This is a genomic window from Algoriphagus sp. A40 (assembly GCF_002002735.1).
Lineage (GTDB): Bacteria > Bacteroidota > Bacteroidia > Cytophagales > Cyclobacteriaceae > Algoriphagus.
Window position 1 is genome coordinate 38462 of sequence record NZ_MUNY01000038.1, and the last position, 12152, is coordinate 50613.

15 protein-coding genes are annotated in these 12152 nt (G+C 42.0%); 3 read left to right on the forward strand and 12 right to left on the reverse strand.

Features of this window, described 5'->3' with window-relative positions; translation table 11 throughout:
- Positions 1–68: 68 nt before the first annotated feature.
- Both B0E43_RS04400 and B0E43_RS04405 read right to left on the reverse strand, forming a co-directional pair.
- A complete protein-coding gene (locus B0E43_RS04400) occupies positions 69–572 on the reverse strand; it encodes a heme-binding domain-containing protein (protein ID WP_077347043.1) in 504 nt (167 codons plus the stop codon).
- Complete coding sequence (locus tag B0E43_RS04405) at positions 572–967, reverse strand: heme-binding domain-containing protein (RefSeq protein ID WP_077347045.1); 396 nt, start codon at positions 965–967, stop codon at positions 572–574. The genes B0E43_RS04400 and B0E43_RS04405 overlap by 1 nt, the downstream gene beginning before the upstream one ends.
- A gap of 751 nt (positions 968–1718) precedes the next feature.
- On the opposite strand from B0E43_RS04405, the gene B0E43_RS04410 reads away from it, so the two are divergent.
- The 3 genes from B0E43_RS04410 to B0E43_RS04420 all read left to right on the forward strand — a co-directional run bounded on the left by B0E43_RS04410 (position 1719) and on the right by B0E43_RS04420 (position 4793).
- Complete coding sequence (locus B0E43_RS04410; protein WP_254423359.1) at positions 1719–2402, forward strand: flavodoxin reductase; 684 nt, start codon at positions 1719–1721, stop codon at positions 2400–2402.
- Between the two features lie 11 nt (positions 2403–2413).
- On the forward strand, positions 2414–3295 hold the full coding sequence (locus tag B0E43_RS04415) for an alpha/beta fold hydrolase (protein ID WP_077347047.1): 882 nt from the start codon (positions 2414–2416) through the stop codon (positions 3293–3295).
- 373 nt (positions 3296–3668) lie between these two features.
- Complete coding sequence (locus B0E43_RS04420) at positions 3669–4793, forward strand: FAD-binding oxidoreductase (RefSeq protein ID WP_254423360.1); 1125 nt, start codon at positions 3669–3671, stop codon at positions 4791–4793.
- A gap of 78 nt (positions 4794–4871) precedes the next feature.
- Here B0E43_RS04420 and B0E43_RS04425 read toward each other — a convergent pair whose 3' ends face one another.
- The 10 genes from B0E43_RS04425 to B0E43_RS04470 form a co-directional block, all read right to left on the reverse strand.
- Positions 4872–5633, reverse strand: coding sequence for a hypothetical protein (locus B0E43_RS04425; protein ID WP_077347051.1), 762 nt, complete (start codon positions 5631–5633; stop codon positions 4872–4874).
- Between the two features lie 117 nt (positions 5634–5750).
- Entirely contained in the window at positions 5751–6212 is a 462-nt protein-coding gene (locus B0E43_RS04430; protein ID WP_077347053.1) for an SRPBCC family protein, read from the reverse strand.
- Positions 6213–6381: 169 nt separating this feature from the next.
- A complete protein-coding gene (locus B0E43_RS04435) occupies positions 6382–6771 on the reverse strand; it encodes a VOC family protein (protein WP_077347055.1) in 390 nt (129 codons plus the stop codon).
- Positions 6772–6838: 67 nt separating this feature from the next.
- Positions 6839–7249, reverse strand: a complete 411-nt coding sequence (arr, locus tag B0E43_RS04440) for an NAD(+)--rifampin ADP-ribosyltransferase (RefSeq protein WP_077347057.1) — start codon at positions 7247–7249, stop codon at positions 6839–6841.
- Positions 7250–7299: 50 nt separating this feature from the next.
- Entirely contained in the window at positions 7300–7860 is a 561-nt protein-coding gene (locus B0E43_RS04445) for an AraC family transcriptional regulator (RefSeq protein WP_077347059.1), read from the reverse strand.
- Positions 7861–8120: 260 nt separating this feature from the next.
- Positions 8121–8738 (reverse strand): DUF4142 domain-containing protein, encoded by a 618-nt coding sequence (locus B0E43_RS04450; RefSeq protein WP_077347061.1) that lies wholly within the window; start codon positions 8736–8738, stop codon positions 8121–8123.
- A 72-nt stretch (positions 8739–8810) separates the two neighbouring features.
- A complete protein-coding gene (locus tag B0E43_RS04455; RefSeq protein WP_077347063.1) occupies positions 8811–9374 on the reverse strand; it encodes a hypothetical protein in 564 nt (187 codons plus the stop codon).
- 259 nt (positions 9375–9633) lie between these two features.
- The gene (locus tag B0E43_RS04460; protein ID WP_077347065.1) at positions 9634–10209 is read right to left on the reverse strand and encodes a ferritin-like domain-containing protein; all 576 of its coding nucleotides are present in this window, start codon (positions 10207–10209) and stop codon (positions 9634–9636) included.
- Between the two features lie 60 nt (positions 10210–10269).
- Entirely contained in the window at positions 10270–11253 is a 984-nt protein-coding gene (locus B0E43_RS04465; RefSeq protein WP_077347067.1) for a manganese catalase family protein, read from the reverse strand.
- Positions 11254–11772: 519 nt separating this feature from the next.
- Entirely contained in the window at positions 11773–12138 is a 366-nt protein-coding gene (locus tag B0E43_RS04470; RefSeq protein ID WP_077347069.1) for a DUF2200 domain-containing protein, read from the reverse strand.
- Positions 12139–12152 lie beyond the last annotated feature (14 nt).

Here is a 12152-nt window from a genome sequence, read left to right on the forward strand (position 1 = left end):
AAAAGGGCAATCATTTTTGATTTGCCCTTTTTTAGTTTTCAAACAGAAGGTTTTTAGAATCATTCAATTTATTCCTCGTTTACTTCCTCTTCTTCGCTTTCTGCATCTTCCTCAGATTCTGCAATCACATCCATGGTAGCTTCAGCCCATTCGATGATCACTTTGCGCTGGGCATCGTCGAGTTTGGCCGATTGATGCACCAAAGTGTAAATACCCAAAGGCATCTTGCCAGCTTCGACTTCCAGGTAGATGTCATCCAATTTTTCCAACTGCTCGATCATGTCATAATCTTGCCATAATGAGAAATTGAGTTCTTCCCGCGCAATGCGGACATCCCGTGCCACAAGCCAGGAGGAGGGTGCCACATGAGAATACCAGGGATATTCCGTTTCATTGCTGTGGCAGTTGTAGCAAGAAGTTTTCAACATCTTTGTTACCTCCTCACTTACAATCCCGCTTGCTATGATATCACCGGAATTGTCGGTTTCTACAGCAGGTAATTCAGTGGGAACAAATTGAATGATCAAAAGCAATAAGGCCGGCCCTCCGAGAAGATAATGCCAGCGTTTCATTACTCAGTTTTTTTCTTTTTGCCGGCACTCCACTCCATCAAGGTCGCCAATTCGGCTTCAGACAATTTTCCCTCTGGCTTATTTTCAAGGAATTTGGCAGGAGGCATATCACCTTTTTCCAAAACTTCAGCAATTTTTCCTTTGGTGGCCATCTGTTTGGATTTTTTGGAAGCTTCAAAAGCATCCCAATCCAGTTTGGCTTTGCCTTTTTCATTTTTGGATTCCGCATTATGGCATCCGTAGCATTTTTGGTCTACGATCGCCTTGATGTTTTCAGGCATATCAGGAGACATGGCCAGGTGATTTGGAGCTGTTTCGACTTCGGGTTTTGTCGTTCCCTGAAAGAACAACAGCCCAACCATAGCGGCCATCGGAAGTAAGGTTAACTTTTTCATAGTGAGTTAGTAGGGTTAAAAAAGGAATTTCAAAAAGATTTCGCTATTGAGCAACAACTAATTTCAAAAAACTGAAAGTTTTTGGTAAATGATCAGTAGACTGGCAAATACCGGAGGGATGATTTTTGAAAATTAACCAATTTACAAGGGGATAGGATGTGGTTTAAGTTGAGCACCGGAGTCAAGTGGAATCAATCACCAAATTGGGAGATTTTGCCCCAGGATCGGCAAAGTTTGTTTGATCCAACTTTTTTTTTCTGTGATGAGGACAGGTGAAATCTGGAAGTGGACTCATTTTTATCCCTTCTATAATTTTCCTCCAGGAATCAACACCAGCTTATTTTTTTTGAAGTCGAGTAGATTGGGATTGAGGCCAAAATTGGGAATTCAGCCCGATACGGGGGATATTTTCAAGGTTCTATTTCTGTGAACAATTCAAAAAGCCGGGACTTTTTTGGTAGGTCTTTCCCTTTAAAACTTGGAAAGGTTGGGCCGATAGAAAAACGACTGATGACCCTTTAATGTTGAATTGAACCCCACTGGCTTGATTTGTGAACTTACCTATTGCAGAAAGTAGTGTGGACTTGGTGTAGAGCTAGTTGCACGACATGTTTGTGATTTTTTCAGGAGTAAATGAACCGGTACCGGTGCGCTATTCAAGCAGCAAAATGGGGATAGAAGGATTGTTTTTCAATTGCTCTTTCCTTACAAAACACCTGACACAGATCAATTTGCGATTGTCAAAATTTAAATGAGTATCACAATGGAAAAGCACATATTAAAAGTCAAGTCAATTCAGAAGATAACTCCCGATGTGTTGCGGATTACTACTGATAAACCTGAAGCAATCGACTTTGAGCCTGGTCAGGCTACCGAATTGTCCATAAAAAAAAGTGGATGGGAAGCGGAAAAAAGGCCATTTACCTTTTCAAGTCTTCCCGCTGAAAAAAGCCTTGAATTCACCATCAAAACCTATCCGGATCACAAAGGGATGACCAAGGAGCTGTTGGAATTGGAGAATAATGATGAATTGGTGGCACATGAGGTATTTGGAGCTATTCGATACAAAGGCAAGGGGGTATTTATCGCAGGAGGTGCTGGGATTACTCCGTTTATTTCCATTTTCAGAGACTTAAAAGCGAAAAATGAAATAGGCAAGAACCAATTGATTTTTGCCAACAAAACCAAAGCAGATATCATTCTGGAAAAGGAATTTGAGGCTCTATTGGGCGATGCATTTATCAATGTTTTATCTGAGGAGAATGCGATAGGATATCATTATGGAGTGATCACCAGAGAGTTTCTGGAAACGTACATTACTGATTTTAGGCAACAGTTTTATCTGTGTGGACCTCCTCCGATGATCAAAGCAGTGGAACAGCAATTGTCGGAATTGGGTGTGGATGAAAAATTAATCACAAAAGAAAAAATTTAAACCAACAAACTATGAACACTACAGCTAAAGGATATGATTTAATTATCCCAGTCAATACCATTAATCTCTCCTATGATGATTTGGGAGAGGGCAACATTCCGGTTATCTTTCTTCATGGCTTCCCATTTGATAAGTCCATGTGGAAGGGACAGCTTGAGTTTTTTGCAAGCTCCTATAGGGTGATTGCCCTCGATATCAGGGGATTTGGAAAATCCAAAGACGAAGAATCATCGCTGAGCATCGATTTGTTTGCAAACGATCTGATCCATTTTATGGATGCTTTAAATTTAGAAAAAGCGATTGTTTGCGGATTGTCAATGGGAGGATACATTCTGCTAAATGCACAGGAACGGTATCCGGATCGATTTGAAGCGTTGATCCTTTGTGATACCCAGTGCATTGCAGATTCAAATGTAGTCAAGGAAAAACGGCTTGAGGCAATTCAAAAAATTGAATCTCATGGGCCGGACAAGTTCAATGAAGGGTTTGTAAAAAGCGTTTTTCACAAAAATTCCCTGACTGAAAAGGAAGAATTGGTAGAAAATTTAAGCAAAGTTGTCTTTTCCAACTCTAAGCACATCATTGCTGAGGGATTGAGGGCGCTTTCGGGCCGATCTGAAACTTGCTCCACCCTGAGTGAAATTGCTGCTCCAACTCTAATTATTTGTGGCAGAGCTGATGAAGTTACTCCTCTTGCCCAATCTGAATCCATGCATCAGGTCATTGAAGGGTCCGAACTTAAGGTGATTGAAAATGCAGGGCATGTATCCAATCTGGAACAGCCCGAAGATTTTAACAGCCATTTGCAGAAATTCCTGGCTGGGATCACATTTGTCGGGGCAGAGTTAAATAATGAAAAAAAGACTCCGGATTCGGGGTATTACGGGAATTAAATTCATTGCCAAAAGACAAAAATGACTGAAACAAAACCTTGGGATTCCATGATTCCCGGGGTTTTTTTGAGGATTTTTTTACCCTCTGTTGATAGCATCTTTAAAACTATTCACAGACTTCAGCTTCATTTTTGACTGGGTTGTGTAAAGTGATATTCCTGCAAAAATTTACATTGAGTTTGATTTTTTGAGGAAGGGCAAGCCCAAAAACATCCTGATAACCAAAGTTTAAAATTCCTAACTTGACTACTGGGCAACCAGCATTTGTCTGATAACCACTTCACGATGGAACCCGATGCGCTTAAGGACTTTTGAATCATTTTGGCTGGTGAAAAATGGGATATTGTATAGTTATCCTTCACTTCAGACCGATATGAATACCGAAATTCTGGTAATCGGCGGTGGAATTACCGGCGCCTTAATCAGCCATGCCTTGGTAGAGGCTGGATACGAGGTGATGCTGATCGATCGCAGGGACATCGCCATGGGAAGCAGTTCTGCCACGACCAGCATGCTCCAATATGAAATTGATGTGCCGCTTTATCAACTAAGCGAAATGATCGGGGAAGCTGCTGCTGCTCTTTGCTACCGCTCCGGCGTCCAAGCCATTTTAGAACTGGAAAAGCTGGTGAAGGATCAAAAGATAGACTGTGGATTTCAGATGAAAGAAAGTCTGTACCTAGCGCACAGTAAAAAGGCTTCCATTTGGTTGAGGGAGGAATTTGAGATTCGAAATAAGCATCAGTTGGGTGTGAAATGGCTGGACGCTGCCGAGGTGAAGCGTAACTACGGCGTGATTTGCCATGGGGCCATTCTATCTGAAGTCGCGGCAAGTGTCGATGCATACAAGTTGGCCCACGAACTTATTCAGCTCAATGCAAAGCGGGGAATGAAGGTCTTTGACCAGACAGAAATTGCACGAATTGATACTTCGGGAATTGGACCAAAAGTCATCCTGGAAACCGGCCAGAGGATCCAAACCAAAAAAATCGTCTGCTGTACCGGATTTGAAAGCACCAAGTTGCTCAAAGAAAAAGTTGCTGACCTCTTTTATACCTATGCCACGGTCAGTGAGCAGGGAATTCAGTTGAATAGTGCCATCCAAAACACCCTGATTTGGGATACCGGCGAGCCGTACCTGTACATGCGAACCACAGACGACGGCCGCTTCCTGATCGGCGGAGAAGATTCGTTATTCAACTTTCAACTTTTTCAGCAGAAAATCAAAGAGCGAAAGGCAGGTAAACTGATCAGGAAACTGGAGAAGATTATTCCCGGAATCGAATTTATTGAGGATTTCAGTTGGGGAGGAACCTTTGGCACCACCAAAGACGGACTTCCCTATATCGGCAAGAGTCCCGAGTATGAAAACACCTATTTTGTTCTCGGATTTGGAGGAAACGGGATCACTTTTTCGGTTCAGGGAATGGGGATGATCCTGGATTTTCTAAAAGGGAAAGACCATAAATTGGCTCATTTTTACCGGTTTGGAAGGTGAAAGAGGTATGGCATATTTGCCTGTCTTGGAATAAAAACCTTCTCCGATTTTTCAGGACATCAAACGGAGCAGGGAAATTTATTCAACATAGTTTTTTCTATACCTGTCACAATACAACATGATCTCGCGGGCAATTTTATAGCTCTCATAATAATTGTCCGTCCAGGTGGATAAATCCTGATTCTGAAGTGTACCTCCCTTTTGAATGATGGGAATTTGGATTTCCCTTGCACTCTTCATGCTGCTGGAATGCCGGGAATTTTCAAGTTGAAGAAGCTTGGAGCTTAATTCCGACTCGAGAAAGGATGAAATCCTCCAAAGTTTGGCTATGTATTCCATGCATTGGGCTTCATGTGCAGCCATTGCTTCCAGCCAATTATAAGTTGGACCCAGGTTTCCTCCTTTAAACCCTCCGCTCATCGGCGCAAGGGCGGTGGGATTGATCCAGGTAAATTCACGTTCGACCAAAGCGAGTTCGACCGAATCGATATCCAAAATTGAAGGTAAGGTAGGATGGTGGACACTGTTGGAATAATAAGCCATTTGGAGAAAACCTGTTACCCCGTTTGCGGCTCCTTCAGCCCATCGGACAATTTCATTCGCATTGTTCCTTTTTCCGACAACTCTGGGAATCTCGGTGGACAAAACATAAAAAAGGTAACCGGCAATATTGGCAATGAGGATATTGTTTATGAAAATCCCCAATTCACCTGCTTTAGGAAAGAATTCGGGAATGCTGTCTAACCAAAGGAATTTCACGGTCAGTCCAATAAGGGAAATCAGGAACAGCCAGTTTAAAAACTTCGGGCAGGATTTGAAAGCAAGAATGAAAAGTCTCATGGTTAAACTTAAAAAAAATAATTCAAGTAGTTGATTTTAAGCAGTGTGAGGGTTTTGGAGACGGTGCTTTTGAATCCTAAAACATCTACTGCTTATCAAATTTCCTGTTCATCCTGCCTAAAGCCTGATTTTGGTCAATTCAATTTCAAGCCGGTCAAAATTTTCCTCGTTTTTGTCCACTGCAAAGGCCTTGACTTTTCTGCACTCTTCCGCTGAATTAAAGAGCATTTTGAAAACAACATTTGTATGGTTTTCCGAAACTGATTCAAAAGTTGCCAATACCTGAAAATGAGGCTTGGAATGGCGTTTCCAAGCTATCAGAGATGGACTTTCTATTTTGATAAACTCGCATTCATTGTGATAATGTCCCTTGTCCGGTCCGTGCATGACAAAGCGCCATCTTCCGCCAACCCTAAAATCAAACTCTTCAAAGGTGTTGGTAAAACCTGCTGGACCCCACCAATTTTTCAAATGGTCAGGATCAGACCAAGCACGAAAAAGTAATTCTCTGGAAGCCTCGAACGTTCTCGAACTCACAATTTCACAGTCGGGTGTGGTTTGCAGGATTTCTGTGGTCATATAGGATTTTTAACAGATTTGGAGCCGATTCAAAAGGAATTTCCCCGATTTGAAGGACAATTGCAAAAAAGAATTTTTGAGAGTTTGCATTTTCCTTTCCTCAGAAAATCTTCAGAAATGTTCAAGTAGGAGCTATCAAAAATTTGAGAATAAATATCCAAATGGCTACTCAGCTGATGTCTTGGCCAAAAACAAGTTCGTAGCCGTTGTTGTCAAGGATGGAAAAGTCGCGCATCAGATACTCCCGATCCTCAATGGGAGATTTAATGCTTGCCTTGTCTCTGACCGAATCCCAAAGCTTATCTACCTGGTCGGTCACTATAAAAATGCTGCCGGTCAATTGCGGTTTGGGAAAGAATTCCTCCGTGTTGTCTGGGCTTTTGCAATCTTCAGGTTCATCCTGTGGCACGATAAACATGAGTTCAATCCCATCTCTGGTCAATGTGACGAAGTTTGGGAAATGACTTTTGCCGCTAAATCCCAAGACAGATTCGTAAAATGAAATTGTCTCCTTTAGATCTTTTGTCCATAGGATGGGACTGAGTTTTTGGAGTTTCATCTTGGACCGAGGATTTTCTTAGTCAGCTTTTTTCTGAATTTACTTGTCATTGGGTGAAATGTCAATTCTAAATGGCTTCAATCCCAAGTTCCTTCAGCCGGTCCAAGTGGTCCTTCATGGCTTTGAGTTGTTCCGGAGAGTGGCCCTGCCAATCGAGGACTTCTCCTATGACCCGAATCGGATTCCGGGTGCGATAGGACTTGGTCGGATTTCCTGGGAACTTCTTGTCTGTCAGATTGGGATCATCTTCAATCGGCCCAGTTGGTTCTACGATGTAAATTCTGCCGGATCCTTCGCCCAAAGCAAGTTCGGCTCCCCAAACAGCCGCATCCAAGGTGGCTGTCAGGTAAACAAAAGCAGCCTGTTTCCTCTTTCCGTAGTTAGAATTAAATCCAGGTTCAATCAGGTCTCCAAACTTTAGATTTGCTTTGGTGCCATGATAATAGGGTAGGGAGTTAAGGTTAGGTATAGACTCCATGAACTGAAATTAGGTTTGGCGATTTAGTCTCCGAGTTGCGGTATTCTGATCTAAATGTTTTGAATAGAAATCCTTCTCTTTTCCTTCAAAGCTTTGAAATAGGAGGGAGTTAATCCGGTCACTTTTTTAAACTGCGAGGATAAATGAGCGATGCTGCTGTAATGAAGCTTATCTGCAATTTCGGAAAAGGTGTCCTCTCCAAAAATAATCAACTCCTTGATTCGCTCTACTTTCAATGCGATTAAATATTGCTCTATGGTAGTGGCTTCTACTTCAGAGAAAAAATTGGCTAAATAAGTGTAGCTGTGATTTAATTTTTCACTCAATAATACAGAGAACTTGTTATTGGGTTTCTCATCTGAATTGTAAACATAGTCGATTATGACCTTTCTGATTTTCTCTATCAAAATTCCCTGCTTTTTTTCTAGCAGTTCTAATCCCACTTTTTTGATTTTCTCATTGAGCTTCTTTTTATCTTCCTCAGTAATTTCCTCTTGGGTTTCAATTTCCCCCAATTCAACTTTTACAGGGGTGATGTCTAGTTCCTCTAAAGCTTCTTTAACTACAACCTTGCAACTTTCGCAGGCCATATTTCTTACATAGATTTTCATATCCGGATTCTTTTAATTGATAATTAGGAGTAGAAATGTTCCATATTAATCGTGACCCAGCCTTTTTATACCCAACCTGTTTTCCAGTTTAGAATTGGTGTAAAAGGTAAAAATGCAATGAACAACGTTCACTGCACTGTTAAAAAGTATAACCTTAAGCGCTGATTTGTTTCTTCGTTTTTTGTTTTGGCTATGGGTTTCCTGAAAATTTCATCTGCCTCACAAAGGTTTTTTGTAGTACTCAGAAATTTACTGATAGATTAGGTTGTCAGTTTATCGCTTTTCTCCTTACACGCTTTTGCATGATCCAGATGGGTCTTTAGGCCCGGAAGCTTATTGGTAGCCCATGTTTTGATTTCCGTATCTTCAGAATCAGTTGATGCTTTTTCAAACAATTTGATCGCATCCTCATGGTGCTTCACCATCATGTCACTGTAGGCCTTGTCAAACTCATTCCCAGCTTTTTCCTCAAGGGAAGTGTAGGCCTTTTTCGAGTCATCCGTGACCGAGGTAGGGATAGAAACTGATTTAGATTGCGCCAAAGCCGAAAGTTCAGTAAAGGATTTGGAATGGTCGGTTTCCATCATTTTTCCCATTTCTTTCACATGCGCAGATGTGCCTTTTTGTTGGGCCAATTTTCCCAAACTGATTTCTTCCAGTTGCAATTCAGCTACATCCATCAAAAATTTGGTACCGTTGTCATTGTCGATTACGACAATGGTTTCCTCATTATCAGCCAATTTTTCAATGTTTTCTTTTTCAGCTATCTCTTTTGAATCCATTTTTTTGTTTTCCGAACAAGAAGTGGCGAAGATTAGCGTGCCTGCCAAACAGCTAGTATAAAGCAGGATTGATTTTAAATTGATTAGATTTTTCATAGTCTTGTGGATTAGTTTTCAAAACATGCAAGGAACTCGCCAGAGCCCCTTGCATTTGACTTTATCGGAATCCTACCAGTGAATTTCTTCACCCCGGTTAGTCTTCCAGTTATTTTCCAAGTATTTGCCATCGTCTTCATTTTTCGGTGTAACCGAGATGACGACATTACCTTCTTTGATCCCGGATTCATATAATTTAGCCCGGGCTTCAGGAATGCCCGAACCCACCAAGGCTCCAATTACTCCTCCAGCAAATCCTCCGGCCCCGGCTCCTGCCAATCCTGCGGCGATCGGTCCGGCGATCAGTATTCCCAGTCCGGGAATGACCACACTCGTACCAATTGCAGCTACTACGCCGCCGATTGCGCCGATAGTACCGCCGATGGCAGATCCTTTGCCCGCATGTTCTGCTGCTTTGGTTCCGATTTCAGTTGATTCAAATTCATCCTCAGTGTAATGGGTTTTCCGTGTTTTATCGGACATGACCAAGTTGATGTCGTCTTTTGAATATCCTCTTTCGTGCAGGGCATTGTAGGCATTTTCGGTGCTTTCGCGATCACGAAACATTCCTGTCAGCACCCTTGGCTGTGAAGTTCTATTGCTTAGACCATCGTTTTCGACTCTTGAATTTTCCATTGTTTAGTTGGGTTAGTTGATTGATTTTGAACTGATTGATTTTAGGCGCATTGAGTGAGGAGCGCATAAATGATGACAAAGACAACTATTGTCCCGAGGCATCCGCCGCCCAGTTTGGAAGCGCCGTATCCCGCTATCAGTCCTTTGAATATGTTGTTCATGTGTTGAAATTTTTATCTACTTATGTCCACATGGAATCCCCATGATCCGTTCCACCTGCTTGGCGGTGCCAAGTCATGGGGATTTCGTTTCTTATTAATTATGCAGCTTCTTCAGCGGCATCCACATTGATAGCATCCATTGCCACATCAGACAGTTTCAGGTCGGCTTCTTTTTCTTCCTGAAGCGTGGTGGCCAGCAAAGCTTCCACCTCTGTCATATCCATTGTTTCAGCAAACTGTCGTAGTGTACCGTAGGTAGCAATTTCATAGTGCTCCATTTTTTGCACTGCGGCGATTATGCCGGCGTCACGCATAGAGCCTTCCTCACAGGTCTCGGTGATGTCATGGGTTTCTTTGATTAGGCCTTCCATGGCGACACATTTTTCACCTTGAGCTTTAATTTTAATCAAGCCGAATACCTTATCCAATCGGCTGATATGTCCTTTGGTCTCTTCCAAATGTGCAGTCAGAGCGTCTTTCAGATCATCTGAAGTGGACTTTTCGACCATTTTTGGAATCGCTTTTAGTGTGGCGTTTTCTGCCCAATAGATGTCTTTCAATCCATGTTCAAACAATTCCATCAATTGCGACGACTTCATGGAAGCCTTTTTACTGAAGTTGGACTTGTCTGATCCTGAAGTGGACTTTTGCGAAGTGGTTTTTGAATTTTCCATTTTGTGAGTTATTGGTTTAGGTTAAAATTTGAATTTTGATTGTGCGAGTAAGCCTTTCTCTTACCTAGTGGCAGGGATATTTTCTTTCACTTTAGGTTTTTCATTATTCTGATAAAATGACCAACTGATTATCCCGTTCTTGGGAGCAGTTGCTTTGTCCACCTCGTCTTTTCTTTTGGCACTCAATTTTTTATTGGCAGTTTGGACGGATTTTTCAGAACGGTCAGTACCCCTTGATTTTTCCTCAAGCAGGCCATTGGTATCTTTTACATGCTGAATTGGATCTTGAATGACCTTCCACTCTTCCCCCATGAGCGGGCTAACGCCTTCATTCCACGGACCTTTGTAATCTTCACCTTGGGACATGTTGAAGTATTTGTTGCTGTACCGGGGATCGCTTTGCAAAATTCCGGGAGGAAAGTTGGGCTGAATGGTGTCCAAAGCCGCCTGAAACATTTGCAAATGGGCAACTTCCCGAGTCATCAAATAGCGTAGGGACTCTTTGACATAGATATCGTCGGTGAATTTCATCAGGTTTTCATAGACCATTTTAGCACTCGTCTCCGCGCCGATGTTTAAGCGCAGATCAGCGGTCAAATCGCCCATTCCCATGATATAATTGGCACTCCAAGGATTGCCTACACTGTCAGTGAGGGTGGGAGTGCCGCCACTTACAATAAAAAAATGCGGATTGACCATGGCTTCGTGGATGTAATCTTCCTTGGCAGCTGTACCATCAAGAACCTTTGTCAAATCAGATTCATCAGCAGCATTTTTCAATTCTCCATTCACGCCCGTAAGCAACATCTGAATCGTGGCACCGACTATCTCCAGGTGACTAAACTCCTCCGTCGCGATGTCCATCAACATATCATACTTGTCAGGAGCGGTTTTTCTGCAACCAAATGCCTGGACAAAATATTGCATGGCAGCTTTCAATTCACCATTGGGACCACCAAACTGTTCCAGCAAAAGTTTGGCAAAACGCACATCGGGTTTAGATACCCTGGCATTAAATTGTAACTCTTTTACATGATGAAACATAGCCGGTGGATTAGTGTGAAAGTGAAATACAAAGTTGCGGAGAGTAGTTATTTTGACTATTATATAATTATTCAAATAAATTACATCATTCCCACATGTATCGATTGGTGAGTCTAAAACTATGCCATCGCTCTGGTTGCTTTGTAAGCTGGATATGCTATAAAAAGTGAAAATTATTGAGAAGAATTGACCTCACATTGGGGACAAATTGAGGGGGATTTAACCAATATGAATTGATGTCAAGCTCTGATAATCAATAAGGTTAGAGGGGAATCGAAAAAAATTAATTCTATTTGATTGATGTGAAAAAGACATGTTTCATCGGCTGGCTCAAAACCAAGAATACCTACTTCTAGGAATTATAGAAAAAGAAAGTGAGAAATAATTTGGCCGAAAATAACTTCCATTTTATCAAATGCCCTTCAAAAAATAGTGGGTTCTCCACTTAATCCAGAGGAGATCCATTAGGAAATTGACTATACAAATTTGAATGAAAATGGTAGGCTGAAATAAATGAATCTAGGCTACTCTCAGGATCTTTTCCATCTTTCGACCCATAGCCAACTCATCGACCAGTTTATCCAAATACCGGACTTGCTGAGTGAGTGTGTTGTCGATTTCCTCTATCCGATAGCCACAGATTAAGCCGGTAATAAGATGTGCATTGGGGTGGAGTTTTGCTTCCCGGAAGAAGGTTTCAAAAGTTGCTTTTTGTTCGATAAGTTCTTGGATCCTCCGGTCGCCAAATCCGGTTAGCCATTCGATCACCTGATGCAATTCTTCTTTGGTGCGGCCTTTTCTCTCCACTTTGGTGACATAGTGCGGATAGACTGAGGAGAAGGTCATTTTTGCCATCCGCTCATTGTGTTCGGGTGTGATTTTCATGACTAGTTTTTGAT

What these genes read in the sequence shown, in the direction of transcription:
- B0E43_RS04450 (WP_077347061.1), bottom strand. Translation starts at nt 8,738, where the DNA reads ATGAAAAATCTAATCAATTTAAAATCAATCCTGCTTTATACTAGCTGT.
- B0E43_RS04415 (WP_077347047.1), top strand. Translation starts at nt 2,414, where the DNA reads ATGAACACTACAGCTAAAGGATATGATTTAATTATCCCAGTCAATACC.
- B0E43_RS04420 (WP_254423360.1), top strand. Translation starts at nt 3,669, where the DNA reads ATGAATACCGAAATTCTGGTAATCGGCGGTGGAATTACCGGCGCCTTA.
- B0E43_RS04455 (WP_077347063.1), bottom strand. Translation starts at nt 9,374, where the DNA reads ATGGAAAATTCAAGAGTCGAAAACGATGGTCTAAGCAATAGAACTTCA.
- B0E43_RS04400 (WP_077347043.1), bottom strand. Translation starts at nt 572, where the DNA reads ATGAAACGCTGGCATTATCTTCTCGGAGGGCCGGCCTTATTGCTTTTG.
- B0E43_RS04405 (WP_077347045.1), bottom strand. Translation starts at nt 967, where the DNA reads ATGAAAAAGTTAACCTTACTTCCGATGGCCGCTATGGTTGGGCTGTTG.
- B0E43_RS04460 (WP_077347065.1), bottom strand. Translation starts at nt 10,209, where the DNA reads ATGGAAAATTCAAAAACCACTTCGCAAAAGTCCACTTCAGGATCAGAC.
- arr (WP_077347057.1), bottom strand. Translation starts at nt 7,249, where the DNA reads ATGGAGTCTATACCTAACCTTAACTCCCTACCCTATTATCATGGCACC.
- B0E43_RS04410 (WP_254423359.1), top strand. Translation starts at nt 1,719, where the DNA reads ATGAGTATCACAATGGAAAAGCACATATTAAAAGTCAAGTCAATTCAG.
- B0E43_RS04425 (WP_077347051.1), bottom strand. Translation starts at nt 5,633, where the DNA reads ATGAGACTTTTCATTCTTGCTTTCAAATCCTGCCCGAAGTTTTTAAAC.
- B0E43_RS04430 (WP_077347053.1), bottom strand. Translation starts at nt 6,212, where the DNA reads ATGACCACAGAAATCCTGCAAACCACACCCGACTGTGAAATTGTGAGT.
- B0E43_RS04435 (WP_077347055.1), bottom strand. Translation starts at nt 6,771, where the DNA reads ATGAAACTCCAAAAACTCAGTCCCATCCTATGGACAAAAGATCTAAAG.
- B0E43_RS04445 (WP_077347059.1), bottom strand. Translation starts at nt 7,860, where the DNA reads ATGAAAATCTATGTAAGAAATATGGCCTGCGAAAGTTGCAAGGTTGTA.
- B0E43_RS04470 (WP_077347069.1), bottom strand. Translation starts at nt 12,138, where the DNA reads ATGAAAATCACACCCGAACACAATGAGCGGATGGCAAAAATGACCTTC.
- B0E43_RS04465 (WP_077347067.1), bottom strand. Translation starts at nt 11,253, where the DNA reads ATGTTTCATCATGTAAAAGAGTTACAATTTAATGCCAGGGTATCTAAA.